Annotated in this window: 24 protein-coding genes, 1 tRNA gene and 2 pseudogenes; 11 read left to right on the top strand and 16 right to left on the bottom strand. The window is 72.7% G+C overall.

Annotation, left to right across the window (positions count from 1 at the left end):
• Positions 1 to 31 precede the first annotated feature (31 nt).
• Together DSZ44_RS00860 and DSZ44_RS00855 are read left to right on the top strand one after the other, a co-directional pair.
• Entirely contained in the window at positions 32 to 238 is a 207-nt protein-coding gene (locus DSZ44_RS00860) for a hypervirulence associated TUDOR domain-containing protein (protein ID WP_110850705.1), read from the top strand.
• 3 nt (positions 239 to 241) lie between these two features.
• On the top strand, positions 242 to 547 hold the full coding sequence (locus DSZ44_RS00855; protein WP_110850704.1) for a hypothetical protein: 306 nt from the start codon (positions 242 to 244) through the stop codon (positions 545 to 547).
• Positions 548 to 647: 100 nt separating this feature from the next.
• On the opposite strand, the gene DSZ44_RS18670 is transcribed toward DSZ44_RS00855, so the two are convergent.
• The 3 genes from DSZ44_RS18670 to DSZ44_RS00840 form a co-directional block, all read right to left on the bottom strand.
• A complete protein-coding gene (locus DSZ44_RS18670) occupies positions 648 to 779 on the bottom strand; it encodes a hypothetical protein (RefSeq protein WP_258369125.1) in 132 nt (43 codons plus the stop codon).
• 326 nt (positions 780 to 1,105) lie between these two features.
• Positions 1,106 to 1,519 carry a hypothetical protein gene (locus tag DSZ44_RS00845; RefSeq protein ID WP_181424491.1) on the bottom strand — a complete coding sequence of 138 codons (414 nt, stop codon included), beginning with the start codon at positions 1,517 to 1,519 and terminating at the stop codon, positions 1,106 to 1,108.
• 42 nt (positions 1,520 to 1,561) lie between these two features.
• Positions 1,562 to 2,053 carry a beta-class carbonic anhydrase gene (locus DSZ44_RS00840; protein WP_110850702.1) on the bottom strand — a complete coding sequence of 164 codons (492 nt, stop codon included), beginning with the start codon at positions 2,051 to 2,053 and terminating at the stop codon, positions 1,562 to 1,564.
• Positions 2,054 to 2,274: 221 nt separating this feature from the next.
• Here DSZ44_RS00840 and DSZ44_RS00835 point away from each other — a divergent pair, with 221 nt between their 5' ends.
• Genes DSZ44_RS00835 through DSZ44_RS18145 form a run of 3 tightly spaced genes read left to right on the top strand, consistent with a single transcriptional unit; the run spans position 2,275 to position 4,461 of the window.
• Positions 2,275 to 3,981: an FAD-dependent oxidoreductase gene (locus tag DSZ44_RS00835; RefSeq protein WP_110850701.1), complete on the top strand. Its 1,707-nt coding sequence runs from the start codon at positions 2,275 to 2,277 to the stop codon at positions 3,979 to 3,981.
• 18 nt (positions 3,982 to 3,999) lie between these two features.
• Entirely contained in the window at positions 4,000 to 4,275 is a 276-nt protein-coding gene (locus DSZ44_RS00830) for a metal-sensitive transcriptional regulator (protein WP_110850700.1), read from the top strand.
• A 27-nt stretch (positions 4,276 to 4,302) separates the two neighbouring features.
• Complete coding sequence (locus DSZ44_RS18145; RefSeq protein WP_502530274.1) at positions 4,303 to 4,461, top strand: DUF8730 family Cys-rich protein; 159 nt, start codon at positions 4,303 to 4,305, stop codon at positions 4,459 to 4,461.
• A 54-nt stretch (positions 4,462 to 4,515) separates the two neighbouring features.
• Here the strand turns inward: DSZ44_RS18145 and DSZ44_RS00825 are convergent, their stop codons facing one another.
• From DSZ44_RS00825 to DSZ44_RS00805, 5 genes and pseudogenes are all read right to left on the bottom strand, one after another.
• Positions 4,516 to 6,954 carry a glycosyl hydrolase 53 family protein gene (locus DSZ44_RS00825; RefSeq protein WP_110850699.1) on the bottom strand — a complete coding sequence of 813 codons (2,439 nt, stop codon included), beginning with the start codon at positions 6,952 to 6,954 and terminating at the stop codon, positions 4,516 to 4,518.
• Positions 6,955 to 7,022: 68 nt separating this feature from the next.
• Positions 7,023 to 7,904 (bottom strand): annotated as a pseudogene (locus DSZ44_RS00820) (sugar ABC transporter permease).
• A gap of 2 nt (positions 7,905 to 7,906) precedes the next feature.
• Positions 7,907 to 9,514: an ABC transporter permease subunit gene (locus DSZ44_RS00815; RefSeq protein WP_110850698.1), complete on the bottom strand. Its 1,608-nt coding sequence runs from the start codon at positions 9,512 to 9,514 to the stop codon at positions 7,907 to 7,909.
• A gap of 65 nt (positions 9,515 to 9,579) precedes the next feature.
• Positions 9,580 to 10,848 (bottom strand): sugar ABC transporter substrate-binding protein, encoded by a 1,269-nt coding sequence (locus DSZ44_RS00810; protein WP_110850697.1) that lies wholly within the window; start codon positions 10,846 to 10,848, stop codon positions 9,580 to 9,582.
• A gap of 112 nt (positions 10,849 to 10,960) precedes the next feature.
• A complete protein-coding gene (locus DSZ44_RS00805; protein ID WP_110850696.1) occupies positions 10,961 to 12,973 on the bottom strand; it encodes a beta-galactosidase in 2,013 nt (670 codons plus the stop codon).
• Positions 12,974 to 13,149: 176 nt separating this feature from the next.
• On the opposite strand from DSZ44_RS00805, the gene DSZ44_RS00800 reads away from it, so the two are divergent.
• Both DSZ44_RS00800 and DSZ44_RS19000 read left to right on the top strand, forming a co-directional pair.
• Positions 13,150 to 14,193: a LacI family DNA-binding transcriptional regulator gene (locus DSZ44_RS00800; protein ID WP_258369124.1), complete on the top strand. Its 1,044-nt coding sequence runs from the start codon at positions 13,150 to 13,152 to the stop codon at positions 14,191 to 14,193.
• A gap of 148 nt (positions 14,194 to 14,341) precedes the next feature.
• Positions 14,342 to 14,950: pseudogene (locus DSZ44_RS19000) on the top strand (heparan-alpha-glucosaminide N-acetyltransferase domain-containing protein); the annotation flags it as partial.
• Between the two features lie 107 nt (positions 14,951 to 15,057).
• On the opposite strand, the gene DSZ44_RS18660 reads toward DSZ44_RS19000, so the two are convergent.
• From DSZ44_RS18660 to DSZ44_RS00775, 6 genes are all read right to left on the bottom strand, one after another.
• Positions 15,058 to 15,198, bottom strand: coding sequence for a hypothetical protein (locus DSZ44_RS18660; protein ID WP_258369122.1), 141 nt, complete (start codon positions 15,196 to 15,198; stop codon positions 15,058 to 15,060).
• Positions 15,199 to 15,315: 117 nt separating this feature from the next.
• The gene (locus DSZ44_RS18655) at positions 15,316 to 15,441 is read right to left on the bottom strand and encodes a hypothetical protein (RefSeq protein WP_258369121.1); all 126 of its coding nucleotides are present in this window, start codon (positions 15,439 to 15,441) and stop codon (positions 15,316 to 15,318) included.
• A gap of 275 nt (positions 15,442 to 15,716) precedes the next feature.
• Positions 15,717 to 15,790: transfer RNA gene (locus tag DSZ44_RS00790), tRNA-Val, on the bottom strand.
• A 37-nt stretch (positions 15,791 to 15,827) separates the two neighbouring features.
• The gene (locus DSZ44_RS00785; RefSeq protein WP_110850694.1) at positions 15,828 to 16,280 is read right to left on the bottom strand and encodes a VOC family protein; all 453 of its coding nucleotides are present in this window, start codon (positions 16,278 to 16,280) and stop codon (positions 15,828 to 15,830) included.
• A gap of 23 nt (positions 16,281 to 16,303) precedes the next feature.
• Positions 16,304 to 16,750: a redoxin domain-containing protein gene (locus DSZ44_RS00780; protein ID WP_110850693.1), complete on the bottom strand. Its 447-nt coding sequence runs from the start codon at positions 16,748 to 16,750 to the stop codon at positions 16,304 to 16,306.
• On the bottom strand, positions 16,734 to 17,156 hold the full coding sequence (locus tag DSZ44_RS00775; RefSeq protein WP_110850692.1) for a DUF3052 domain-containing protein: 423 nt from the start codon (positions 17,154 to 17,156) through the stop codon (positions 16,734 to 16,736). Before DSZ44_RS00775 ends, DSZ44_RS00780 begins: the two co-directional genes overlap by 17 nt.
• A 268-nt stretch (positions 17,157 to 17,424) precedes the next feature.
• Here DSZ44_RS00775 and aceE point away from each other — a divergent pair, with 268 nt between their 5' ends.
• Positions 17,425 to 20,166, top strand: a complete 2,742-nt coding sequence (gene aceE / locus DSZ44_RS00770) for a pyruvate dehydrogenase (acetyl-transferring), homodimeric type (protein WP_110850691.1) — start codon at positions 17,425 to 17,427, stop codon at positions 20,164 to 20,166.
• An 89-nt stretch (positions 20,167 to 20,255) separates the two neighbouring features.
• Here aceE and adhP read toward each other — a convergent pair whose 3' ends face one another.
• Positions 20,256 to 21,287, bottom strand: coding sequence for an alcohol dehydrogenase AdhP (adhP, locus tag DSZ44_RS00765; protein WP_220035049.1), 1,032 nt, complete (start codon positions 21,285 to 21,287; stop codon positions 20,256 to 20,258).
• A gap of 185 nt (positions 21,288 to 21,472) precedes the next feature.
• Positions 21,473 to 22,141, bottom strand: a complete 669-nt coding sequence (locus DSZ44_RS00760) for a hypothetical protein (protein ID WP_110850690.1) — start codon at positions 22,139 to 22,141, stop codon at positions 21,473 to 21,475.
• A 131-nt stretch (positions 22,142 to 22,272) separates the two neighbouring features.
• Here DSZ44_RS00760 and DSZ44_RS00755 point away from each other — a divergent pair, with 131 nt between their 5' ends.
• The 3 genes from DSZ44_RS00755 to DSZ44_RS00745 all read left to right on the top strand — a co-directional run bounded on the left by DSZ44_RS00755 (position 22,273) and on the right by DSZ44_RS00745 (position 25,519).
• On the top strand, positions 22,273 to 23,466 hold the full coding sequence (locus tag DSZ44_RS00755; protein WP_258369120.1) for a PucR family transcriptional regulator: 1,194 nt from the start codon (positions 22,273 to 22,275) through the stop codon (positions 23,464 to 23,466).
• A 122-nt stretch (positions 23,467 to 23,588) separates the two neighbouring features.
• On the top strand, positions 23,589 to 24,515 hold the full coding sequence (locus tag DSZ44_RS00750; protein ID WP_110850688.1) for an ACP S-malonyltransferase: 927 nt from the start codon (positions 23,589 to 23,591) through the stop codon (positions 24,513 to 24,515).
• Positions 24,512 to 25,519: a beta-ketoacyl-ACP synthase III gene (locus DSZ44_RS00745; RefSeq protein WP_110850687.1), complete on the top strand. Its 1,008-nt coding sequence runs from the start codon at positions 24,512 to 24,514 to the stop codon at positions 25,517 to 25,519. The genes DSZ44_RS00750 and DSZ44_RS00745 overlap by 4 nt, the downstream gene beginning before the upstream one ends.
• Positions 25,520 to 25,561: the final 42 nt, after the last annotated feature.

Here is a 25,561-nt window from a genome sequence, read left to right as displayed (position 1 = left end):
ACCGTGGTGGCCCCGACCGACTGGAGGAGCCATGGCACTGTCCGAGGGCGACCGCGTCTCGTGGAACACGCCGCAGGGGGTCACCCACGGCGTCGTCGTCGACACCCGCACGAAGGACTTCCAGCTGGCGGGCCAGCACTTCACCGCCAGCGAGGACGAGCCGATGCACATCGTGGAGTCCGAGAAGAGCGGGAAGCGCGCCGCGCACCGGCCCGAGGCCCTGACGAAGGAGGGCTGAGCCGTGCCCACACCACCCAAGGGCGTGCAGCAGGCCGCTGCGAGGGCCGTCCGCTGGATCGAGGAGGGGAAGGCGGGCAAGGGCTTCACCGACGTCGGGCGGGGCCGCGCCTACCAGCTCGCCCGAGGTGAGGACGTGAGCGAGGAGGACCTGGCGAAGATGCACGCCTACTTCGCCCGGCACGTCGTCGACCGCGACGCCCCCCGCTTCCGCGGCAACACCCCCGGCTTCCCCTCCCCCGGACGCGTGGCCTGGGACGCGTGGGGCGGCGACGCCGGACGGCGCTGGGCGGACCGCCTCACCGGCTGAGAGAGGGACCGGCGCCGTCGGACGTCGCCTCGAACCGCCTCCACCGCTGCAGAAGGCGTGGCGACGCCGACCATCAGCGCGCGTGGTGCGGCACCACCGGTCACTCGACGGCCGGGAGCGTGCTCCACGTCCTGGCGGCGATCGCCTCGGCCCGCTCGACGTCACGGTCCGCGCAGGCCTGGATCCGGGCGACGAGGGCGGCCTGGAGGACCATCCCGAGCTGGGCCCTCATCACGACCCAGGACCTCGCGGTCCCCGGCGACTCCGTGCGCTTCATGGCCGAGCGCGCCGGCTCGCACGCCACCGAGATCGACGCGTCCCACGCCGTGTCCGTCTCAGGCCCGGCTGCGGTCGCCGACATCATCGACGCCGCCGCACGCGCCACCAGCCGCTGAACCGAGCACCCCGCGTACCGAACGGATCCCCGCCATGAATCTCAGACGCCACCTCCAGGCCTCACGCGGTCTCCGGCCTGGTCGAGCTGGCCTCCCACGTGCCCCTCCGCTGACGACCGGGGCTCCGGGGCGGCCCGGCCGCTCCGGAGCCCCCTTGTCCCGCTCAGCCTCCCGGTAGGGTGCCGTAGCTGTTGTGATAGGCCTTCCCAGGTTTGGGACGGGTGAACCGCAGCGCCGCCCACGTGTCGTCCACGCGCAGGCACGTGCTCTCGACGAGGCCCGCGTCGTAGCCGAGGGCGATGACCGACCTGATGGTGAGGTCCGTGCCCAGCCGCCCACCCTTGGGCCAGGAGACCCACAGCGTGCCGCCCGTTGCCAGCCGGTCCCGCAGCGGCGGGAGTGCGGCGCGCAGCTCCTCCTGGCGGGTGACGAAGAGGTGCGCGTAGTCGACCTCACCGTCCGCGACGTGCTCGAGCCCGGGCAGCCGCAGGGCGGCGAGGGCCTCGGCCGGCGCCCCGACGACGTGCGCGCGGGCGCCCGCCCGTACCCCCATCTTCTCCGCGACCGTCCGGGTCATGCCCAGAGGCTAGTCCCGCCGCGCCCGCGCCGGCCCGTCGCACTACCTGACCTCGGTGAGCGTCCCGTCGGTGACGGAGTAGACGAAGCCGCGGACCTGGTCCTTGTACGGGACGAAGGGGTTCGCGGTGATCCGCGCGAGGGACTGGCGCACGTCCTCGGACGGGTCGCGGAAGGACTCGGGCGACCACGGCGGCCGGATGCCGGTGTCGGCCTCGATCTGGGCCTTGAAGTCGTCGTCGGTGAAGGTGAGCATCCCGCAGTCGGTGTGGTGGACGAGGATGATCTCGCGGGTCCCGAGGAGACGCTGGCTGATGACGAGCGAGCGGATCTCGTCCTCGGTGACGACCCCGCCGGCGTTGCGGATGACGTGGGCGTCGCCCTCCTCCAGCCCGAGCAGGCCGAAGGGGTTGAGCCGCGCGTCCATGCAGGCGACGACGGCGACGTGACGCGCCGGCGGCATCGGCAGGTCGCCCTTGGTGAAGCCGGCGGCGTAGGCCTCGGCGTTGCGGAGGAGCTCGTCGGTGACGCTCATGGTGTGACCTCTCGGTGGACGGGACGGCCGGCCTGGCCGCTGCGCCCATCCTCGTCCCTGCCCTCACCGGCCCGGTGACGTCCGTCGGGACATCTCGCATCATGGTCCGTCCGACCTCCCCGTCCCGGCGGCTGCGACCGCACCGTCGGCCTGACACGGACGTGGCGGACGTCATGCCGCGCACCCGCGCACCGATACCCCCTGGGGTATATTGTCGTCACATGAACACTTCCTCCCCCACCCGCATCGTCGTCGTCGGCGGCGTGGCCGGCGGCATGAGCTGTGCCGCCCGCGCGCGCCGGCTCGACGAGAGCGCGGAGATCGTCGTCCTGGAGCGCGGGGAGCACGTCTCCTTCGCCAACTGCGGCCTGCCCTACTACGTGGGCGGCGAGATCGCCGAGGCCGGCAGCCTCCTCGTCCAGACCCCCGAGCGGCTGCGCGCCGCTCTCGACCTCGACGTGCGTCCCGGCCACGAGGTCGTCGGCCTCGACGCCGAGGCCCGCGAGGTGCTCGTGCGCACCGACCGCGGTGAGGAGCGCCTCGCCTACGACGCACTCGTCCTCTCCCCCGGCGCCCGTGCCGTGCGCCCCCCGCTGCCCGGTCTCGACTCCTCGCGCGTGCGCACCCTGCGCACCGTCGACGACGCCGTCGCCCTGCGGGAGCAGGTCGACGGGGGCGCCCGCCGCGCCGTCGTCCTCGGAGCCGGGTTCATCGGCGTCGAGGCTGCCGAGGCGCTCGCCGCGCAGGGCCTGGACACCACGCTCGTCGAGCTCGCGCCGCACGTGCTGCCGCCGCTCGAGGCGGAGCTCGCGTGGCTGGTCACCGAGGAGCTGCGTCGGCTCGGGATCGCCGTCCACGCCGGGACCGGCGCCCAGGAGGTCGTCACCGGCGCGGACCACGACGTCGTCGTCCTCGCCGACGGCACCCGCTTGGCGGCCGACCTCGTCGTCCTGTCGGTCGGCGTGCGCCCCGACACCGAGGTCTTCGAGCGCGCCGGGGTGGCCACCGAGCGCGGCGCCATCGTCGTCGACGAGCACGGCCGCACGTCCCTGCCCGGCGTGTGGGCCGTCGGTGACGCGACGGTGAGCACCGACCCGGTCACCGGTGTGCGCCGCCCGGTGGCCCTGGCGGGACCCGCCAACCGCGCCGGCCGCCTCGTCGCCGACCACATCCTGCGCCCGCACGCGGCCCGCCCCGTGCCCCAGCCGCTGGGCACCGCGATCGTCCGTGCCGGCGGGCTGACGGCGGCGATGACGGGCGCCAACCGCGGCGCTCTCGACGACGCCGGGATCGCCTACCGCACCCTGCACCTGCACCCCAACCAGCACGCCGGCTACTTCCCCGGCGCCGACCAGGTCCACCTCGTCGTGCACGTCCGCGAGGAGGACGGACTCCTGCTCGGGGCGCAGGCGGTGGGCACCGACGGCGTCGACAAGCGCATCGACGTCCTCGCCACCGCGATCCGCCACCGGGCAGAGGTGGCCGACCTCATCGACCTCGACCTCGCCTACTCCCCGCCCTACGGGCAGGCGAAGGACGCGGTCAACCTCGTCGGCATGGTCGGTGCGAACGTCCTGGACGGCACGCTGCGGCTGTGGGACGCCCGCGACGTCGACGAGGTCCTCGCCGGCTCGCTCGTCCTCGACGTCCGCAGCGCCGGCGAGGTCGCGACCGGCATGCTGCCCGGCGCGCTCCACATCCCCCACACCGAGCTGCGCGGACGCCTCGAGGAGGTCCGGGAGGCCGCCGCCGGCCGGCCGGTGCGCGTCATGTGCGCCTCCGGCGTGCGCTCCGCCATCGCCCACCGGGTGCTCGCGCAGGCCGGGTTCGACTCCGCCTCGCTGTCCGGCGGCACGTCGACCCTGCGCGCCGTCCTCGGTGAGCGGGGCGCCGCGCTCCTCGCCCCCCGCGTCCACCAGCCCGCCTGAGCACAGGGAGACCAGCCAATGAAGACCCCCGACGACGCCGCCCGGCGCCGCGTCCTCAACCGCCTGCGCCGTGCCCGCGGCCAGCTCGACGGCGTCATCGCCGCCGTCGACGGCCAGGCGGACTGCCGCGACGTCCTCACCCAGCTCGCCGCGGTCACCCACGCGCTCAACCGTGCCGGCTTCGCCGTCGTCGCCACGGCGATGGAGGAGTGCCTCGCGGACCCCGACAGCACCCAGGAGCGCGAAGGTCTCACGACCGTCGAGCTCGAGAAGCTCTTCCTGTCCCTCGCCTGACCACCACCCCAGAAGGAGAACCCCGAGATGTGCCGACCGGTGACCTGCAGGACCTGCCAGAAGACGACCTGGGCCGGCTGCGGCGAGCACGTGGACGACGTCATGCGTGACGTGCCGCCCGCCGAGCGCTGCCAGGGCCACGAGAAGGCCGACAGCGGCTTCCTCGCCCGCCTCCTCGGTCGCTGAACGACCAACGGGCCGTGGCCACCCCGCTGGGTGGCCACGGTCCGTTCGCCTGCGCTACTCCTGCCCGCTCACCCGGCGGCGCGCGACGAGCACCGTGGCACCGAGTCCGAGGAGGAGGGTGACCGTGAGCAGCGGCAGGGTGACGCCGGTGCGGGGCAGCTCGCCGTTGCCGCCACCCGTGCCGGGCCGGTCAGCGGGGCCTTCCGCGTCGGCGTCCTCGGTCGGCGGCGCGACGGGGTCAGTCGGGTCCGTCGACGGGTCGGTGGGGCCGTCCGTCGGCGGGTCGGTCGGGTCGGGCCGCTCCGCGAGCGCGTCCAGCGCCGCCTGCAGCTCGAGGACCGCGGCGTCCACGCTCGCCTGGCCGGGAGCGGGCGAGTCGAGGACGAAGCCGGCGCGCGTGAGCGCGGAGTCGAGCACGGCCAGCGACTCCTCCGTGTACGCCTCCCGGTCCAGGGCCTCGGCGGCCGTGACGAGCTCGACGAGCGCCGTCGTGTCCGCCGGGGCGGCGTCCTCGGCCACCGCGACGAGCGAGAAGGTGTCGAGCGCGCCCCACGCTCCCCCGCTGAGGCTGAGGTCCGCGCGGATCGTCACGACGCCGTCGGCCCCGACGGTGATCGGCTCTGTCTGCGGGTGCTGCCAGCTCTGCCACCCGTCGATGGTGAAGTCCGCGGACACGGTCGAGATGCCCGAGGCCGCGGAGATGCTCATCGCGTCCTCCGGGCCGGCGTCGCCACCGTGGGCCACGGCGGAGAGCCGGTACTCACCAGGCGGGACGTCCCGGAGCACCTGCTCGATCGAGAAGCTGTAGGACGTCGCGGAGTAGAAGTGCGCCGAGCGGGCCCCCTCGTGCGGGTCGCTCGTCGAGCTGATCGTGTACCCGGTGCCCGAGCCGGTCCACGGCTCCACGCCGTCCTCGAAGCCCGGGTTGACGACGCGGTTGACGCCCTCGGCGCCCTCGGACCGGACGGTGACGGTCGCGGTCACCGCGTGACCTGCCTCGGTCGTGCCGCGCACCGTGTAGGTGCCGGCGCCGAGGATCCAGTCGGTGGAGTCGAGCCAGATGACCCCCTGCTCCTCGGTGGTGCCGTCGGTGTAGGAGACCGAGACCGTCTCCGGGAGCAGCACCGGCTCACCCTCGAGCACCGACAGCTGCGGGCTGCTCACGGCGTCGAGCTCGCGCGGGGCCACCGAGCCGGTGCGGGCGTACTCGTAGACGCGCAGGGACTCCAGCGGAGTGCCGTCGTGGGCGAAGAGTGCCTGGTTGTCCCAGCCGGAGCCGCCGAAGTCGTCGGCCCAGTCGGCGGGGTCGAGGTCCTCGGACCAGCCGCCGGTGGGGTCGTAGAACTCCTGGGAGTAGGTCGTGGCCCAGCCGGAGCCGTCGCGCTGCCACAGCTCCCAGTTCTCCTCGACGTCCTCGGGCGGGCCGACCGGGACCCACGCGGGCTCCCAGTAGAAGGTGCCGATCCCGCGCCCGTCGGACACGTTGGCCACGGCCTGCATGACGTCCCGCACCGCGAGCGCCTGGCCCTGGACGGAGGCCGAGTACGGCCCGTCGACGCTGCGCACGGAGTTGGGGTACCCGTCCCCGTCCTCGAGCGTGTACGCCCACGACGTCTCGGCGACCGCCACCTCCTTGTCGTAGGTGGTGGCGACGTGGTCGAGCACGCTCGTCAGGTTCTCCGGCGTGCCGTGCCAGAAGGCGTAGTAGGAGCTGAGGAACACGTCGTAGTCGACGTCGCGCTCGTCGAGCTCCCGGGCGACGGACGCGTACTGCCCCGCCCGCTCCGGGTTGGTGAAGTGGACGGCGACCTTGACGTCGTCGCCCAGGGTGTCGCGCACGGCTCGCGAGCCGGCGTCGAAGAGCTCGGCCGTCTGGTCCCAGCCGCGCGTCCCGGCGATCTCCCCGTTCGTCGTCTCGTTGCCGATCTGGACCATCCCGACGTCGACGCCGGCAGCCTCCATCTGCTCGAGGGTCTCGGCGGTGTAGTCGTACAGCGCCTCCACCCGCTCCTCGTGGCTCAGCTCGCGCCACGCCCGCGGCGCGTACTGCTGGCCCGGGTGGGCCCAGAAGTCGGAGTAGTGGAAGTTCACGAGCACGCGCATGCCCGCGTCGGTGGCGCGCACCCCGATCTCGGTGGCGCGGTCCGCGTCCACGTTCCCGGCGCCGTAGCCCTTGGTCGGGTCCGCCTCGAGGTGGGGCTCGTTCCACACGCGGACCCGGGCCCAGTTGACGCCAGCGTCGGCGAGCACCTCGAAGAGGTCGGCCTCGTTCCCGGTGAGGTCGCGGAAGGTCACCCCGCTCTCCTCGAGGGACAGCACCGAGGAGAAGTCGGCGCCGTTGATCCAGTCCTCGCCCATGCCCTCGACCCGGGGCACGGTGATCCCCGCGTCCACGGGGCCGTCGTCGGCCCCGGCCGGTGCGACGAGCGCCCCACCCACGAGGGCGGCGCTGGCCGCGGCGACCACGGCCGCCCGTCTTGTGCGTCCTGCCATGTCAGTCCTTCCGTCGATCGTCGTCGATCTGCTCCCGCGCGGGCGCGCGGGAGGTCGTGCTGGTGTGCTCAGCCCTTGACCGAGCCGGCGGACAGCCCGCCGACGATGTAGCGCTGGAGGGAGAGGAAGAGCACGAGGATGGGCACGGCGGCGACCATCGAGCCCGCCGCGAACAGTCCCCACCGCGAGGTGAGCTGGTTGGACACCCACTAGTACATCCCCACCGCGAGCGTCCAGTTGTCCTCCCCGGTGAGGACGATGCGCGCGAGGATGAAGTCGCCGAAGGCGGAGATGAAGGCGAGCAGGCCGACGACGGCGAGGATCGGCGTCACGAGCGGGACGATGATCTGCCAGTAGATCTTCGCGTGCCCGGCGCCGTCGATGCGGGCGGCCTCGTCGATCTCGACGGGGATGGTGTTGAAGAAGCCGTACATGAGGAAGGTGTTGGCCCCCAGCGCCCCGCCCAGGTACACGCAGATGAGCGCGAGCTTGGAGTTGATGCCCAGCTGCGGCACGACCTCGCCCAGCGCGATGAGGAGCAGGAAGACGGCGACGAAGGCGACCGTCTGGGGGAACATCTGGATGATGAGCAGCGTGGTGAGCGAGGCGCGCCGTCCCCGGAACCGGAAGCGGGAGAAGGCGTAGGCGGCGGCGCCGCCCATGAGCACCGCGCCCACCGCGGCGGCGCTGCACACGAGCAGCGTGTTGGCCACCCACGTCCAGTACATCGTCCCGCCGAGCGCGGCGTAGTTCGCCTGGCTGAGCTCGTTGAACAGCGACGAGGACCCTGCCAGGGAGCCGCGTGGGTCGAGCGACGCGGACAGCGCGTAGACGAGGGGGAAGGCGGCGTAGAACACGACGACGACGGCGACCGGGTACTTCCAGCCGACCTCCGCCCACCAGCGCCGCCGGCGGGTGGTCGTGCGAGGGGTCTTCTGCGGCGAGGCCATGGCTAGATCTCCTCGAGCTTGCGGGTCCGGCGGAAGGCGAGGGCCGAGATCACTCCGATGACGATGAACACGATGATCGACAGCGCGCTGGCCAGGCCGTAGTCGGCCCTGCCTCCCGAGACACCGGAGATCTGGTAGATCGCGGAGATGAGGATGTCGGTGGACCCGAGGGGCACGGAGGCGCCGGGGAAGGCCGGGCCTCCGCCGGTGAGCATGTAGATGATCGTGAAGTTGTTGAAGTTGAAGGCGAAGGAGGAGATCGCCAGCGGCGCCGTCGAGACCATGAGCAGCGGCAGCGTGATCGAGCGGAACTGGCGCCAGCGTCCGGCGCCGTCGATGCGGGCCGCCTCCATCGTCTCGGTCGGCAGCGCCTGGAGCGCGCCGGTGGTGACGAGCAGCCAGTACGGGTAGCTCAGCCACAGGTTGACCCACAGGACGGCGATCTTCGCCAGCCACGGGTCGCTGAGCCACGGGACGCCCGCCCCGAGGAAGAACCAGTCGTTGACAACGCCGAACTCCTGGTTGAGCATGCCGCGCCACAGCAGGGCGGACATGAACGCGGGGAAGGCGTAGGGCAGGATGAAGACGGTGCGCAGCACCTTGCGTCCGCGCACCCGGGTGTCGTTGTAGATGAGCGCGATGAGCAGGCCCAGCCCGAAGCTCGTGAGCACGGTGAGGGCGGCGAACGCGAAGGTCCACAGCGTGACCTTGAGGAGCGGCCCGGCGTAGTCGGCGTCGGTGAAGGCCCGCACGAAGTTGTCGAAGCCCACGCCCACGTACCAGCCGGCTGCCAGTCGGTCGCCCTCCGGGCTGACGAAGCTGCCGCGGTCGTCCGGGGAGTACACGGTGCCGGTCTCGGTGTCGGTGAGCGTGCGCGTCTCCTCGTCCCACTCGAGGCTCGAGGTGTAGACCGTGCCGGTCGAGCCTTCGCGGGTACGGATGGCGCCGTCCTCGGCGTCCTCGGAGACGGGCACCCGCAGGTCGGCGGCCGCCTCCTGCAGGCCCGCGTCGGTGAAGAGGTCGGCGCGCGGGACGACCTCCCAGCCGGGGACCTCGACGGCGGCCCCGCGCTCGTCGACGACGGCGCCGGAGACCGGGGTGAGCGGCTGCTCCTCGGTGCCGACCCGCACGACGCCGTCCTCACCGGTGACGGCGAAGCCGAGCTCCCCGCCCTCGCGGACGAGGGCCAGCGGGTAGGAGGGCGCGCCCTCGACCCGGCGCTCGTCCTGGATGAGGGCCGCGTCCACGGCCTGCTCCATCGAGCCGAGGTGCCCGGTGCCGTAGTTGGTGAAGGCGACGTAGCCGGTGTAGCCCATCGTGAAGATCTGGAAGACCCCGAGGAAGACGAGCCCCGGGTAGAGGTACTTCAGCGGCACGGCCCGGCGGGTGAAGTAGATCCAGTCCGCCAGGACGAGCAGCAGCACGAGGACGCCGAGGATGACCCAGGACCGGGCGCTGTAGGCCGACAGGATCGCGGCCACGCCCAGGGCGTTGACCACCATCATGACGGCGAGCTTGAGCAGGAAGCCCCAGCCGGGTCCTCTCCAGCTGCGGGCGTGGCCCTCGGTGGGTGCGGACGGGCGCGTCACGCCCTCCTGACCGACGGACATCTCGACTCCTTCGGGTCTGTGCCTGCCGGGTCGGGGCGCGCTGCGCCCCGACCCGGCAGGCGCTGTCAGTCGGCGATCGCGGACTCGATGTTGCTGACCATGGTCGGCCAGACGTCCTGCGGGTCCTCACCCTTGATGAGGGCGATCTGGACGGGGTTCCAGAACTCCCACACGGCGCCCATCTCGGGGATGTTCGGCATGGGCACGCCGTTCTGGGCGGAGGACAGGAAGCCGGCGATGACCGGGTCGTCGGCCACCTCCTCCGCGACGGCGGTGAGGGCCGGGATGCGCGGGTCCGCCTCGTAGAGCGCCTGCTGCGCCTCGTCGGTGGACATGTAGTTGGCGAGGAACTCGTTGGCGAGCAGCGCGTTGTCCGACTGCGCGGACAGGTAGAAGCCCTGGACACCGACGAAGGGTGAGGCGGTCTCCCCGCCGGCGGACGGCACCGGGCCGACGGCGACGTCCACGCCGGCGTCCTGGTAGGTCGGGATGGTCCAGGGGCCCTGGACGATGAAGGGCGACTCACCGGTGGCGAAGAGCTCGTTGCCGATGTCGTAGTCGACCGTGTCGGTGAAGTAGCCGGTGCCGGCCTGCCCGTTGTCGTAGAGCCACTGCGCGTAGGCCAGGCCCGCGTCGCCGCCGAGGCCGACCTCGCTGGTGTAGGAACCGTCCTCGTCCTGGACGAAGACCGGTGCCCCGAAGGAGGTCTGGAAGGCGTAGGAGGTGTACATGTCCCCCTCCGTGCCGTTGGTGTAGAAGACGATCGGCCGCTCGGCGAAGCCGGCGTCCTCGGCCATGGTGATGAGCTCGTCCCAGGTCTCGGGCGTCTCCTCGCCGACGAGGTCGACGTTCTGGATGAGGGCGACGGTCTCCTGCGCGTAGGGCAGGGCGTACAGCTGACCGTCGTAGGTGAGGGCGTCGAGGGTGACCTGCTCGAAGTCCGCGGCGCGCTCGCCGAGGTCGATGGTGTCCACGACGCCGGACTCGACGAACTCACCGAGCCAGTCGTGGGCGCCGACGGTGATGTCGGGTCCCTCGCCGGTGGGCACCTGGGCGAGGAAGTCCGCCCGCAGGTCCTCGAAGTTCTTCTGCACCACCGTGACGGTGGCGCCGGTGTCGGCCTCGAAGGCCGCCGCGGCGTCGGCGATGGCCTCGTTGCGCTCGGCGTCGGACCACACGACGAGCTCGGCGCCCTCCGCGTCACCCCCGCCGGTCTGCTCCTGGGTGGCGGCGGGCTCGGCGCTCTCCGCTGGCTCGGGGTCGTCGCTGCCGCAGGCCGCGACCAGGGCGACCGTCGCCACGAGCGAGGCACCGACTCCTAGATACTTGCGCATTGCTCTTCCTCTCTGAAGGGGCACCTTCGGTACCTCTGGTGGTGGCCACGTCGTCGCGGCCACCGTCGTGCTGCTGTCCTTCACCGCCCCCCACGGGCCTCCCGGCCCCGCGTCAGCGACCACCCCCGGGCGTCGAGCGGACCACGGCCACCTCGCCGGCCGGGAGCGTGAGCACGCCGGTCACGTCCGTGCCGCTGAGCAGCTCGGTGCCCTCGAGGGGCACGGTGACCGCGTCGTCGCGGTGGTTGACGGCGACGACGTAGTCGGCCGTCTCCCCGTGGCGGGTCATGAGCTCCACACCCTCGGGCGCCGACGACGGCGCGATCCCGGCGTCGTCGTACACGGCCGCGAGAACGGGGGCGAGCGCGGCGACGTCGAGGCGCGTGCTCACGTACCAGCCCACGCCGTCCCCGTGCTCGTGGCGGGTGACGGCGGGGGCGCCGTCGGCGGGCCCGCCGCTGTAGGTGCCGCGGACCTGCGCGCCGTCGACGGCGAGGTCCTCGGCCCACACGTCGGCGGTGAGGGTCCGCCCGTCCAGCTCGACGGCGCAGCTCTCCCCCTCGCGCATCGGGAGGAACTCCTCCACGGTCAGGCCCAGCGCCTCGCGCAGCGGGGCGCCGAAGCCGCCGTGGTGCACGGCGTCGTGCTCGTCGACGACCGCCGCGAAGCAGGAGACGAGAAGCGTGCCGCCGCCGGCGACGTAGCGGGTGAGGTTCTCCCCCTGGGCCGCGGTGAGGAGGTAGGAGGCGGGGGCGACGACGAGGCGGTAGCCGGAGAGGTCGTCGCCGGGGTGGGCGAAGTCGACCTGAACGCCGTCACGCCACAGCCGCTCGTAGTAGGCGCGCATGCGCTCGCGGAACTGCAGGGCGTCCGAGGGACGCCACTCGAGGTCCTGCGCCCACAGCGACTCCCAGTCGTAGAGCACGGCGACCTGCGCCCGCACACGGGTGTCCTGCAGCTCCCCGATGGCGCCGAGGCGCGCGCCCAGGGAGGCGACCTCGCGGAAGATGCGGCTCGTGGGCCCGGCGTGGGGCACCATCGCCGAGTGGAACTTCTCCGCGCCGGAGCGGGAGGCGCGCCACTGGAAGAACATGATCCCGTCGGCGCCCCGGCCCACGTGGGTGAGCGCGTTGCGGTGCATCTCCCCCGGGCGCTTGGCGATGTTGCGCCCCTGCCAGTTGACGGCGGAGGTCGAGTGCTCCATGAGGATCCACGGACGCCCGCGGGCGACCGAGCGGGTGAGGTCGGCGGACAGCGCGAGCGCGACGTGGGCGTCGGGGTCCGGGGACCACAGGTAGTGGTCGTCGGAGACGATGTCCACCTCCTGCGCCCACGCCCACAGGTCGGTGTTCCACGACTGGTGGGCCATGAAGTTGGTCGTCACCGGCTGGTCGGCGTGGGCGCGGATGGCGTCGCGCTCGGCGCGGAAGCAGGCGCGCAGCTGGTCGTCGGTGAAGCGGGCCCAGTCGAGCTTCATCGCCGGGTTCACCGTGGTGGGGGTGGCGGCGGGGGCGACGACGTGCTCCCAGCGGCCGTAGCGCTGCCCCCAGAAGGCGGTGCCCCAGGCGGCGTTGAGGGCGTCGAGGCTGCCGTAGCGCTCCTGCAGCCACACGCGCCAGGCGGCGACGGCGTTCGGGGAGAAGTCCTCGCCCACCGGCACGCCGTACTCGTTGTGGACGTGCCACATGACGACGGCGGGGTGCTGGCCGTAGCGGCGGGCGAGCTCGCCGGCGATGCGCGCGGCGGCCCGCCGGTACTCCGGCGCGGAGTGGGAGGCCATGCCGCGCGAGCCGAAGCCCTGGACCACGCCGTGCTTGTCGACGGCGAGCGCGTGGGGGTAGGTGGCGAAGAACCAGGCGGGCGGTGAGGCGGTCGGTGTGCCGAGGTCCACGGCGATGCCGTTCGCGTGGAGGAGGTCGAGCAGCTCGTCGAGCCAGGCGAAGTCGAAGACACCCTCCTCCGGCTCGAGGAGCCCCCAGGAGAAGATGCCCACGCTCACCATCGTCACGCCGGCCTCGCGCATGAGGACGACGTCCTCGTCCCACACCTCCCGAGGCCACTGCTCGGGGTTGTAGTCACCCCCGTACGCGATCGTCGCGGGGGTGGGCCAGGGGTGGTTCGACATGACGCTCCGTCGCCTCGGTGAAACCGGCGCGGACGCTGCGCCGTGCCCATACTGTGACCGCGCACAGCCTGGGATGTCAAGTGCGACAACGATCGGGAATGTTCGGTCTGCTGGTCCCACTGTGATCGGGCACAGTCCGTTCCCGTGACCTCCCGGAGCGGCGTATGGTCTGCCCGGTGAACACGAGCTCGACGGCGACCGCGGCACCGGCTGGCGAGGCCGCGCGCCGCCGCCCGACGATCCGTGACGTCGCGGCGGAGGCCGGCGTCTCGCGCGGCACGGTCTCGCGCTACCTCAACGGCGGCAAGTGGGTCTCCCCCGAGGCGCGGGACGCCGTCGAGCGGGCCATCAAGCAGACCGGCTACCGGGCCAACCAGCACGCCCGCTCGCTGGCCACCGGCCGCGCGAACGCCATCGCGTTCCTCCTCGCCGAGCCGCAGGACCGCCTGTTCGCCGACCCCACCTACGCCCCCCTGCTCCGCGGCGCGGCCGAGGCGCTGGCCGCCCGGGAGATGACCCTCACCCTCCTCGTCGCGGGCACGCCGAAGGAGCGGGAGAACGTCGTCGCCTACGTCGAGGCCGGCCACGTCGACGGCGCGATGCTCATCTCCTCCCACGAGAACGAGCCGCTGCTCGACGAGCTCCTCGCGGGCGGCGTGCCGATGGTGTCCTGTGGACTTCCCCTGGGGCGCACCGACCGCGTCGCGTCGGTCTCGGTCGACGAGGCCGGCGGCGCCCGCGAGATGGTGTCGCACCTGCGCGAGCGGGGCCGCCGGCGCATCGCGACGATCACCGGGCCGCTCGACCTGCCCGGTGGCCGCTACCGCCTCGAGGGCTACCGCGCGGAGCTCGGCGCGGACTACGACCCCGCGCTGGTCGCCCACGGCGACTACGGCACGGAGTCCGGCGCGGCCGCGATGGCGGAGCTGCTCGAGCGCGCACCGGACCTCGACGCCATCTTCGCGGCGTCCGACGCCATGGCCGCCGGCGCGATCACCGTGCTGCGGCGCGCCGGGCGGCGCATCCCCGAGGACGTCGCCGTCGGCGGTTTCGACGACTCCGGCCTCGCAGTCAACCTCGACCCGCCCCTCACGACGATGCGCCAGCCCTTCGACCGGATCAGCGCCGAGATGGTCTCCCTCCTGCTCGAGATCGTCGCCGGCAGCGCGACGAAGTCCGTGACGATGCCGGCGACGCTCGTCGTGCGGGAGAGCACCTAGCCCGGGCGAGACGTCACGCCCGGGACGAGCCGCTCAGCAGTAAGGTTCGGGAGCACTCTGCGACACCGGGCTGACCCTGAGCGTTTCGTTGGACGTGCCCGGGCGTGCAGTCGCGCGCCCCGTCTGCTCCATCGCGAAGGAACGCGTCATGACGACGACCCTGCCCCTGCCCCCGCGGCCGGACACGCTCGTGGCCTCGCTGGCACCGCCCACAGCGCAGCCCGGGCCCGGCCGCCTGAGGAGCTTCGGGCGCGCCCCGCGCGTCGTGGCCCTCGACATCGCCCGCGGGATCGCGGTCCTCGGCATGGCGGCCGCGCACACCGCGGCCCTCCCCGGTGAGCTGCGCTGGGACGACCCCTCGACGTGGGTCGACCTCGTCAACGGACGCTCGTCGATCCTCTTCGCCGTGCTGGCGGGCATCTCGATCGCGATCATGACCGGCCGCACCCGCATCCCGGCCGGGCCCGAGCTGGCGCACGCGCGTCTGCGGCTGGTCGCGCGCGGCCTGGTGATCTTCGCGATCGGCCTCGTGCTCGAGCTCCTCGGCACGAGCATCGCGGTGATCCTCACGTTCTACGGCGCCGTGTACGCGCTCGCGATCCTGTTCATCGGCATGCGCGTGTCCAGGATCGTCATCTGGGCCGCGAGCCTGGCCGTCGCCGGACCCGCCCTGGTCGCCGGGCTCATGGCGCTCGCACTGTCGTCCTCGGGCAGCGGCATCTCGTTCGTCCTCGACGGCACCTACTCGATCATCGTGTGGACCGCGCTCATGCTCGCCGGGCTCGCCCTGGGCCGGCTCGACGTGACGAGGCGGAAGACCGCCGCCCTGGCCCTGGCAGCCGGCGTCGTGCTCTCCGCGGTCGGCTACACCGTCGGCGGGGTCTGGGCCCAGGACCAGTACGGGGACGACAGCAGCTGGTTCTTCTCGTCGGAGACCGGCTCGTCGTCCTTCGTCGACGAGTGGTACGAGCCCGAGATGGTCCCCGGCGACGAGGCCGACCTCACCGGCATGGTGTGCGAGGACTACGGGGACGGCTACCTCTCCTGCTACCCGGAGGAGGACTACACCGAGTTCCCGAGTGACGACCTCGCCCTCGAGGAGGACGCCAACGGGTGGGCGACCTACCCGGACGCCGTCGCCACCGCGGACGTCGGCGGGACCATGCTCAGCGCGTTCCTCTCGAGCAGCCCACACTCCGGCGGCACGATGGAGATCCTCGGCTCGGGCGGGCTCGCCCTCGCGCTCATCGGCCTCCTGCTCCTCACGGGCGAGGCCCTGCGGTACGTCCTCCTGCCGCTCGCCGCGGTCGGGACGATGCCGCTGACGGCGTACACGGCTCACGTCGTCGCCATCTGGGCCGTCATGGGGCCGGGCGGGTGGAGCCAGCCCCCGCAGCTGTTCTGGTTACTCGCCGCCGGCCTGCTCCTCGGGTGCACGCTCTGGGCCCTGCTGCTCGGCCGCGGGCCCCTGGAACGCCTCACCGCCCGGGCGTCGGCCCGGCTGGCACCACGCCCCGTGACGGTGGGCCCGGCCGGCCTCGAACCGACGACCTCCGCGGTGTAAACGCGGCGCTCTGACCAACTGAGCTACAGGCCCCACGCAGCCGAGCGGCTGCCAGGGGCAAGCGTACTGGTCAGGGCCGGTCGCCCGTGCCGAAGCCCTCGCGCGCGCTGCGCTCCTCCAGCGTCTCGGCCTCCTGGAAGAGGGTGATCTGCAGCCCGGCCGGTGCCTCCAGGCGGGAGTTCACCGAACGCCACGGGGTCATCACCGGCTCGGCGACGACCTCCCCGCCGGCGGCCGCGAGCTCGGCCGTCACCGCCGGCGAGTCGTCGACCTCGAAGGCGAGCCGGATGCGCGGGCTCGGCACAGTCACGCCCTCGACGCGGTCGATCTCACGCTTGTGCGTAGGCGAGGCGATCTCGAGCGTCGCGCGGCCGGCGTCGAGGATGGCGACCCGGTCGTCGTCGCCCTCGGCGAAGGCCGCCTGCTCGTCCATGCCGAGGACGTCCCGGAAGAACCGGACCGCCTCGTCGTAGTCCTCCGCCTCGACGACGACCCGCAGCTGCCTGACCCGTTGGTGTGTCATGAGGAGATCATGGCGTGTTCCGCTCAACCGGTGAGCGCCGCGACGGCGGTGCGGTAGTCGGCGACGGACCGCGCCACCCCGGCCGGCGAGCGCACGGACCAGGCCACCACGCCGTCGTCGTCGAGCAGGAAGGTGGCCCGCTGCGGGGCGCCGGACGCGTCGTCGAGCACGCCGAAGGCACGGGCGGCCCGGCCGTGCGGCCAGAAGTCCGACAGCAGCGGGACGCTCACCCCCTCCTGCTCGCCCCACGCGCGCAGGGCGAAGACGGGGTCGCAGGTGACGGCGACGACGTCGGCACCGACGAGCGGCTCCGCGACGAGGTCGCGCAGCTCACCGCCGCACACCCGCGAGAACGCGAAGGGCAGGAACACGACGAGCTGCGGGCGCGTGCGCACGCCGCCGACACGCACGGGCGTGCCGTGCGTGTCGGGCAGCTCGAGGACGGGCGCCCGGTCAGCGACCGCGACCACGGGCGAGCAGACGCAGCCCGTTCCAGTCGGCACCGGCGGCGACGGAGCCGGTCGGCTGAAGGCCGGCCGTGCGGGCCGCGTCCTCCACGACGGCGGGTCCCACGTGGCCACCACGGCCCGGCTTGGGGGTCAGGACGACGATCGTCCCGGCGTCGTCCAAGTTGTCGAGGGCGTCGACGAGGAGGTCGGTGAGGTCGCTCTCGTCGCCGTCGTCGTCGCGCCACCAGATGATGGCGCCGTCGACGACGTCGGAGTACTCCTCGTCCACGAGGTCCGTCCCCGTGACGTCAGAGACGGCCGAGCGGACCGCCTCGTCGACATCGGTGTCGTACCCGAACTCCTGGATCTCCTGCCCGGGGGCGAAGCCGAACCGGCTGCCGGCATCAGGGCCAGCGGTCGCTGCCACGTGTACTCCCACTCTCGTCTCGGTGGCGCTCAGGTGCGCCGATCCACCCCACCGGTCGTGGGGACGGGCACAACGCTACTGCCGGGACGTTCGCAATCCCAGACGAACCGCCCCGCGTCGCGTCGGTGCCTGTTGCCAAGGTCATAGCACCCAGGCCCTCAAGGCCATCGTTCTGGCTGTCTTCGCGCGCGAGAATGGGCCTAGTCTGGATGACACCGAGCACCAGCCACGCGCGTCGGCGCGCCGACGCCTGAGGGAAAGAGGACGTGTGAGTCCACAGGACGGATCTGGACCGCTCATCGACGGCCTGCTGAGCCAGGTCAGGGACATCGACACCGCTGAGACCCAGGAGTGGCTCGAGTCCCTCGACGGTCTCATCGACGAGCGCGGCGGCCCCCGGGCCCGGTACATGCTGCTCAACCTGCTGCGCCGCGCACGTCAGCGCAACGTGGCCGTGCCGGCCCCCATGACCACCCCGTACGTCAACACCATCGGCGTCCACGAGGAGCCGTACTTCCCGGGCGACGAGGCCGCCGAGCGCAAGTACCGCGGCTGGATCCGCTGGAACGCCGCCGTCATGGTCACCCGCGCCCAGCGCCCCGGCGTCTCCGTCGGTGGCCACATCTCCTCCTACGCCTCGATCGCCACGCTCTACGAGGTGGGCCTCAACCACTTCTTCCGCGGCAAGGACCACCCCGGTGGCGGCGACCAGGTCTTCTTCCAGGGTCACTCCGCGCCGGGCAACTACGCCCGCGCCTACCTCGAGGGGCGCCTGTCCGAGGACGACCTCGACGGCTTCCGCCAGGAGCACTCCCACCCCGGCGGCGGACTGCCCTCCTACCCGCACCCGCGCCTCATGCCCGACTTCTGGGAGTTCCCCACGGTCTCCATGGGACTGGGCCCGGCCGAGGCCATCCACCAGGCCTTCACCAACCGCTACGTCCACGAGCGCGGGATCAAGGACACCTCCCAGCAGCACGTGTGGGCCTTCCTCGGCGACGGCGAGATGGACGAGCCCGAGTCGCGCGGCATGCTCCAGCTCGCCGCGCAGCAGGGCCTGGACAACCTCACCTTCGTCGTGAACTGCAACCTGCAGCGCCTCGACGGACCGGTCCGCGGCAACGGCAAGATCGTCCAGGAGCTCGAGGGCTTCTTCCGCGGCGCCGGCTGGAACGTCATCAAGGTGCTGTGGGGCCGCGAGTGGGACTCCCTGCTCAACGCCGACAAGGACCGCGCGCTGGTCAACCTCATGAACCAGACGCTCGACGGTGACTACCAGACCTACAAGGCGAACGACGGCGCCTACGTCCGTGAGCACTTCTTCGGCCGCGACCCGCGGACCAAGGAGCTCGTCAAGGACATGACGGACGACGAGATCTGGGCGCTCAAGCGCGGCGGCCACGACTACCGCAAGATCTACGCCGCCTACAAGGCCGCCATGGACCACACCGGGCAGCCCACGGTCATCCTCGCGCAGACGGTCAAGGGCTACGGCCTGGGCCCGAGCTTCGCTGGTCGCAACTCCACGCACCAGATGAAGAAGATGAAGACGACGGACCTCAAGGCGCTCCGCGACGCCCTGCGCATCCCGATCTCCGACGAGCAGCTCGAGGACCCGTTCAACGCGCCGTACTACCGCCCCGAGGACGACGACCCGGCGCTGCAGTACATGCTCGAGCGGCGCAAGGCGCTGGGCGGATTCGTGCCCGAGCGCCGCCACGACAAGGGCAGCCTGACCCTCCCGGACGACAAGCCCTACGAGGTGCTCAAGAGCGGCTCGGGCAAGCAGGAGGTCGCCTCGACCATGGCCTTCGTCCGGCTCCTCAAGGAGCTGATGAAGGACAAGGAGATCGGCAGCCGCATCGTGCCGATCATCCCGGACGAGGCCCGCACCTTCGGCCTGGACGCCATCTTCCCGACGGCGAAGATCTTCAACACCCACGGCCAGAACTACACCGCCGTGGACGCCGAGCTCATGCTCTCCTACAAGGAGTCCGAGACCGGCCAGATCATGCACATGGGCATCAACGAGGCGGGCTCGGCCGCGGTCTTCCAGACCGTCGGCACGTCCTACGCCACCCTCGGCGAGCCGCTCGTGCCGGTCTACATCTTCTACTCGATGTTCGGCTTCCAGCGCACCGGTGACGCCTTCTGGGCCGCCGGGGACCAGCTGGCCCGCGGCTTCGTCATCGGCGCCACCGCCGGGCGCACCACGCTCGCCGGTGAGGGCCTGCAGCACATGGACGGGCACTCCCTCGTGCTCGCCCAGACCAACCCGGCCTTCGTCAACTACGACCCGGCCTACGCCTACGAGATCCGCCACATCGTGCGTGACGGCCTGCAGCGCATGTACGGCGCCGACGACCCCCGCGACCCGAACGTCATGTACTACCTCACGGTGTACAACGAGCCGATGGTCCAGCCGGCCGAGCCGGAGGACGTGGACGTCGAGGGCATCCTCAAGGGCATCCACCAGATCGCCGCGTCCGAGGGCGACGGGCCGTGGGTGCAGCTCATGGCCTCCGGTGTGGGTGTCCCGTGGGCGCTGCACGCCCGCGAGATCCTCGCCGAGGACTGGGGCGTGCGCGCCGGCGTGTGGTCGGTGACGAGCTGGGGCGAGCTGCGGCGCCAGGCCCTCCAGGTCGAGCGCCAGCGGCTGCTCGAGCCGGGCGGCGACCACGGCGAGGCCTACGTGACCGCCAAGCTGCGTGACGCCGGCGGCCCGTTCATCGCCTCCAGCGACTGGGACCACATGGTCCCGGACATGATCCGCCAGTGGGTGCCGGGCGACTACCACGTCCTCGGCGCGGACGGCTTCGGCTACTCCGACACCCGTCCCGCGGCGCGCCGCCAGTTCCTCATCGACTCCCACTCGATGGTGGTCAAGGCGCTGCAGGCCCTCGCGGCCCAGGGCACGATCGACGCCGACTTCCCGCGTCAGGCGGCCGAGCGCTACCGCCTCTCCGACGTCAACGCCGGTGAGTCCGGCACCGCCGGCGGCGACTCGTAGGCCCCCGCACCCCCCACACAAACGCCGAGCGCTGAGTTGTTCCTGGAACAACTCAGCGCTCGGCGCTTTTCTGGGGGGGGGTGCGGGTGTCAGCCGGCCATGCTCATGACGACGCGGCCGTCGATCCGGCCCTGCTCCATCTCGGTGAAGATCTCGTTGATGTCGTCCATCGGGCGCACCGTGTAGGTGGGGCTGACCTTGCCGCGGGCGAAGAAGTCCAGCGCCTCGGCCATGTCCTTGCGGGTGCCCACGATCGAGCCCCGCACCGTGAGGCCGAAGAGCACGGTGGTGAAGATGTCGAGCGGGAACTCCTCCGGCGGCAGGCCCACGAGGGACACCGTGCCGCCGCGGCGCAGCGCCCCGACCGCCTGCGGGAAGGCGTGGGCGTTGACCGCCGTGACGAGCGCGCCGTGCACGCCGCCGGTGGCGGCCTTGATCTCGGCGGCCGGGTCCGCGCTGGTGCGGGCGTTGACGGTCACCTCGGCGCCGTGCGAGCGGGCGAGCTCGAGCTTGCTGTCCTCGACGTCGACGGCGGCGACGCGCAGCCCCATCGCGACGGCGTACTGGACGGCGATGTGCCCGAGCCCGCCGATGCCGGAGATGAGGACCCACTCCCCCGGCTTGGTGTCGGTGACCTTCAGGCCCTTGTAGACGGTGACCCCGGCGCACAGGATCGGGGCGGCGGCGGCCGGGTCCACGCCGTCGGGGATGACGGGGCAGTACCGGGAGTCGACGAGCATGTACTGCCCGAAGGAGCCGTCCACGGAGTAGCCGCTGTTCTGCTGCGACTCGCACAGCGTCTCCCAGCCGGTCTGGCAGTACTCGCACTCCCCGCACGCACTGGCGAGCCACGCGTTGCCGACGGTGTCGCCGACCGCGACGCGCTCGACACGGTCACCGACGGCGACGACGGTCCCCACGCCCTCGTGGCCGGGGACGAACGGGGCGGTCGGCTTGACCGGCCAGTCGCCGTGGGCGGCGTGGAGGTCGGTGTGGCACACGCCGGTGTACTCGACCTTGACCAGTGCCTCGTAGGGCCCGGGCTCGGGTACGGCCAGCTCCCGGACCTCGAGCGGGCGGCCCAGCTCGGGGACGACGGCGGCGCGCATGGTCTCGGACATGGTGTCCTCCTTGGCTCGTGCCGAGGGCCGAGCCCTCGGGCTGCTTCACCGGTGCGGTGCTACCACCGAGTCAACCAGCGCCGGACCGCCGCGACGGGGGACCCACGTCCCGCCCGTCCCCGGGTGCGCCGAGAGCCGGCGTCCTCCTGGGAGGAGACCGGCTCTCGGTGAGAAGGGACGGGCCGTCAGGCGCGTTCGGCGGCCTCGACGCGGGGCTCGAGCTCGGTGACGACGGCCCGGGTCTCGGCGTCGTCGCGGGCCTTGAGCTCGTCGAGGTGGCGGCGCGCGTCCAGGGGGCGCTCGGCGTCCAGGGCGGCGAGCACGATCTGCCGGCCGGCCTCGACCACGTGGTCGCGCGGGGACCACTGCCCCACGCCCAGCCCCAGGCCGTCACCCGGCAGGTCCGCCTCGCGGAGCGTGCGGACACCTTCGGCCAGGGCCAGACCGGTGTGCTCCCGCTCGCAGGCGGCGTTGAGGCGGCGCATCGCGCCCTCGTGGTCGTCGTGGAGGGACAGGCGGGCGAGCTCGATGAGCGGGTACCAGGCCCGCGGGTTGCCCGCGAGCTCCTCGGCCAGCGCCCAGATCGCGACGTCGGCGCTGATGTGGTGCTCCGCGGGATCGTGCTCGGCGATGAGCGGGTCGACCGGCTCCACCGAGTCCGCGCGGCGGCGGACCAGCTCGGCCAGCTCGCGGAACGCCTGGATGTCGTTGGGGTCGTCCACCAGCTTGGCGCGCAGCGTGTCCTCCCGTGGGAGGTCCGCACTGCGGGCCGCGGTGGTGGCCTGCCGGGTGCCCGGACGCCGCATCGGGCTGCGCCGGGTGAGCAGCGCCTTCAGTCGCGCGAGGAGAGCCATGTGACCGACCCTACTGTCGATTGGCTCTCCCCTCACGCCGACGGCGCCACCCGCCTCCACGTCGGCGGTCGATTCTCACCAGCCGGGCGCTCTTGTCGGCTTCCCACAAGCGCTCCCCTATGCTCTGGCTCATGGCCCCTGCCAGTACCTCCGCCGACGCGCACGACAGCTCCGACGTCGTCCGTCGTCTCCGGGGTGGGACCGACCTGCTCACCTCCGCGGCGCTCAAGCGGCTCGACGCCGAGATCCCGTGGTACCGCGAGCTCGCCGCCGAGGACCGCTCGTGGATCGGGCTCGTCGCCCAGTCCGGCATCGCCGCCTTCATCACCTGGTACGAGAGCTCCTCGGCGGCCACCTACAACGCGGCCGAGATCTTCCGGGCCGCGCCGCCCGAGCTCACCCGCTCCATCTCCCTGCAGCACACGCTCCAGCTCGTGCGGCTCGTCGTCGAGGTCGTCGAGGACAACGCCGTCCAGCTCGCCGCCCCCGGCCAGCAGCGCGACCTGCGCGACGCCGTGCTCCGCTACTCCCGCGAGGTCGCCTTCTCCGCCGCGGAGGTCTACGCCCGCGCCGCCGAGGCCCGGGGAGCGTGGGACGCGCGCCTGGAGGCGCTCGTCGTCGACTCGCTCGTGCGCGGGGACACCGACGCCTCCCTGCGCTCACGCGCCTCCGCGCTCGGGTGGTCGGGCACCGGCTCCACCGTCGTCCTCGTCGGCACCACCCGCGGCCCGCTCGACGAGCGGAGCACCGCCGAGCTGCGCCGCGCCTGCCGCCGCGCCGCCCACGACGCCCTCGTCGGCATCCAGGGCGACCGGCTCGTCATCGTCCTGGGCGGCGAGGAGCTGCGCGCCGCCGCCGACTCCCTCATGCCGCGGCTGCGCCCGGGCACCGTCGTCATCGGCCCGCAGGTGGCCGACATCGCCGACGCCGGACGCTCCGCCCGCGCCGCCCTCGCCGGTCTCCTCGCCGCCCCCGCGTGGCCCGACGCCCCCGAGCTCGTCGAGGCCGACGAGCTGCTGCCCGAGCGGCTCGTCAACGGCGACCCGCTCGCGCGCCGCACCCTCCTCGCCGAGATCTACCGGCCTCTCGCCACCGCCGGCGGCCCGCTGCTGGAGACGCTCGGCGAGTACCTCGCCCAGGGCCGTTCCCTCGAGGCCGCCGCCCGTGCCCTGTACGTGCATCCCAACACCGTGCGCTACCGCCTGCGCCGCATCTCCCAGGTGGTCGGCTGGGACGCGACCGTCCCGCGCGAGGCCTTCGTCCTCCAGGTGGCGCTCGTCGTCGGCCGGCTCTCCGCCGGGGCGGGTGACCACTCCGGGGTGTGACGGCCGTCGCACGACGACGACGACGCAGCCCCGGCTTTGTGGACACTCCACAAGGCCCCGGAATCGAGTTGGTAGGCGTCGTAGGCGTGGGCGGGCGTCGTTTTGTTGGCAGAGTGGAATCCGTGCTCGCCATCCTCTGCCCTGGTCAGGGCGCCCAGGCCCCCGGCATGCTCAGCCCCTGGCTGGAGCTGCCCGCTCTCGACGCCTCCCTCGAGGCCCTCAGCGAGGCCGCCGCGGCCGATCTGCGCCAGCTCGGCACGCAGGCGGACGCCGAGACGATCCGCGACACGCAGTACGCGCAGCCGCTCATCGTCGCCGCGTCCCTGCTCTCCCTGCGCGCCCTGCTCGGTGAGGACACCGCTGCCGTCGACGTCACCGCCGGGCACTCCGTCGGTGAGCTCGCCGCCGCGGCCGTCGCGGGGACGCTGAGCGCCACCGACGCACTCACGCTCGTCGGGGTGCGCGGGCGCGCCATGGCCGCGGCCGCCGCCGTCACGCCCACCGGGATGAGCGCCGTCGTCGGCGGGGACCCGGCCGAGGTCGAGGCCGCCCTCACCGCCCACGGCCTCACCGCCGCCAACGTCAACGGCGGCGGGCAGGTCGTCGCCGCCGGCACGCTCGAGCAGCTCGCCGCGCTCGCCGACGCGCCGCCCGCCAAGGCGCGCGTCGTCCCGCTCCAGGTGGCCGGCGCCTTCCACACCGAACACATGGCCCCCGCCGTCGCCGAGGTCCGCGCCGCCGCCGACGCGATCACGCCGGCCGACCCGCGCGCCACCCTGCTGTCCAACGCCGACGGCGCCGCCGTCACCTCCGGCGCCGAGGCCATCGAGCGCATCGTCGCCCAGGTCGCCCGCCCGGTCCGCTGGGACCTGTGCTGCGAGACGATGCTCGAGCTCGGCGTCACCGCCGTCATCGAGCTCGCGCCCGCCGGTGTCCTCACCGGCCTGGCCCGACGTACGCTGCCCGGCGTGCAGACCCTCGCCCTGAAGTCCCCCGACCAGATCGACGCGGCCCGCGAGCTGGTGCGCGAGCACGGAGGCTCCCGATGACCCGTCCCAGCCTGCGCTCGGCGCAGCCCACCACCTACTCGCGCATCCTCGGCATCGGTGGTGTGCGTGGCGAGAACGTCGTGCCCAACGACGACATCGTCGGCCCCATCGACAGCTCCGACGAGTGGATCCAGCAGCGCACGGGGATCATCGAGCGCCGCCGGGCGACGGAGGAGCAGACGATCGCGGCGATGACCGAGGAGGCCGCGCGGCAGGCGCTGGCCGCCGCGGGTGTCGAGGGCTCCCAGCTCGGCGCCGTCATCGTCGCCACGGTCACCCACCTCGAGCAGACCCCGGCGCTGGCGACGATCATCGCCGACCGCATCGGCGCCACCCCGGCCGCGGCCTACGACATCTCCGCCGCGTGCGCCGGGTACTGCTACGGCATCGCCCAGGCCGACGCGCTCGTGCGGGCCGGCGCCGCCGACTACGTGCTCGTCGTCGGCGCGGAGCGGATGTCGGACTTCATCGACCCGACCGACCGCACGATCTCCTTCATCCTCGGCGACGGCGCGGGCGCCGCCGTCGTCGGCCCGTCCGACACCCCCGGTATCGGCCCCACCGTGTGGGGCTCCGACGGCGGTCAGGCCGACGCGATCTACCAGACGCACTCCTGGCTCACCTTCCGCGACGGGACGGACACGTCGTGGCCGACGCTGCGCCAGAAGGGCCCCACCGTCTTCAAGTGGGCGAGCTTCGAGATGGCGAAGGTCGCGAAGGAGGCCATCGAGGCCGCGGGGCTGCGCCCGGAGGACATCGAGGTGTTCATCCCGCACCAGGCCAACATGCGCATCATCGACCAGCTCGCCAAGCAGCTGGGGCTGCCCGAGTCCGTGGTCATCGCCCGTGACATCGCCCAGACCGGCAACACCTCCGCCGCCTCCATCCCCCTCGCGACCGAGCGGTTGCAGCGGGAGGGCGCGGTGGAGCCCGGGGCGCTGGCCCTGCAGATCGGCTTCGGCGCCGGTCTCGCCTACGCCGCCCAGGTGGTGGCCCTGCCGTGACGGGCGCGTCACCCCGAGCGGCGAGCACGTCGTAGACCACAC

The organism is Georgenia satyanarayanai, assembly GCF_900116375.1.
Lineage (GTDB): Bacteria > Actinomycetota > Actinomycetes > Actinomycetales > Actinomycetaceae > Oceanitalea > Oceanitalea nanhaiensis.
This window is presented reverse-complemented; position numbering and strand designations above follow the sequence as displayed.

Bases quoted from the DNA above. Each gene is read 5' to 3' on its own strand.
- DSZ44_RS00745 (WP_110850687.1), top strand. From the start codon at position 24,512: ATGACCCGTCCCAGCCTGCGCTCGGCGCAGCCCACCACCTACTCGCGC.
- DSZ44_RS00835 (WP_110850701.1), top strand. From the start codon at position 2,275: ATGAACACTTCCTCCCCCACCCGCATCGTCGTCGTCGGCGGCGTGGCC.
- DSZ44_RS18145 (WP_502530274.1), top strand. From the start codon at position 4,303: ATGTGCCGACCGGTGACCTGCAGGACCTGCCAGAAGACGACCTGGGCC.
- DSZ44_RS00815 (WP_110850698.1), bottom strand. From the start codon at position 9,514: ATGTCCGTCGGTCAGGAGGGCGTGACGCGCCCGTCCGCACCCACCGAG.
- DSZ44_RS00755 (WP_258369120.1), top strand. From the start codon at position 22,273: ATGGCCCCTGCCAGTACCTCCGCCGACGCGCACGACAGCTCCGACGTC.
- DSZ44_RS00840 (WP_110850702.1), bottom strand. From the start codon at position 2,053: ATGAGCGTCACCGACGAGCTCCTCCGCAACGCCGAGGCCTACGCCGCC.
- DSZ44_RS00805 (WP_110850696.1), bottom strand. From the start codon at position 12,973: ATGTCGAACCACCCCTGGCCCACCCCCGCGACGATCGCGTACGGGGGT.
- DSZ44_RS00860 (WP_110850705.1), top strand. From the start codon at position 32: ATGGCACTGTCCGAGGGCGACCGCGTCTCGTGGAACACGCCGCAGGGG.
- DSZ44_RS00845 (WP_181424491.1), bottom strand. From the start codon at position 1,519: ATGACCCGGACGGTCGCGGAGAAGATGGGGGTACGGGCGGGCGCCCGC.
- DSZ44_RS00810 (WP_110850697.1), bottom strand. From the start codon at position 10,848: ATGCGCAAGTATCTAGGAGTCGGTGCCTCGCTCGTGGCGACGGTCGCC.
- DSZ44_RS00825 (WP_110850699.1), bottom strand. From the start codon at position 6,954: ATGGCAGGACGCACAAGACGGGCGGCCGTGGTCGCCGCGGCCAGCGCC.
- DSZ44_RS00760 (WP_110850690.1), bottom strand. From the start codon at position 22,141: ATGGCTCTCCTCGCGCGACTGAAGGCGCTGCTCACCCGGCGCAGCCCG.
- adhP (WP_220035049.1), bottom strand. From the start codon at position 21,287: ATGTCCGAGACCATGCGCGCCGCCGTCGTCCCCGAGCTGGGCCGCCCG.
- DSZ44_RS18655 (WP_258369121.1), bottom strand. From the start codon at position 15,441: ATGAGCGCGAGGGCGAGCCCGCCCGAGCCGAGGATCTCCATCGTGCCG.
- DSZ44_RS00785 (WP_110850694.1), bottom strand. From the start codon at position 16,280: ATGACACACCAACGGGTCAGGCAGCTGCGGGTCGTCGTCGAGGCGGAG.
- DSZ44_RS18670 (WP_258369125.1), bottom strand. From the start codon at position 779: ATGAGGGCCCAGCTCGGGATGGTCCTCCAGGCCGCCCTCGTCGCCCGG.
- DSZ44_RS00830 (WP_110850700.1), top strand. From the start codon at position 4,000: ATGAAGACCCCCGACGACGCCGCCCGGCGCCGCGTCCTCAACCGCCTG.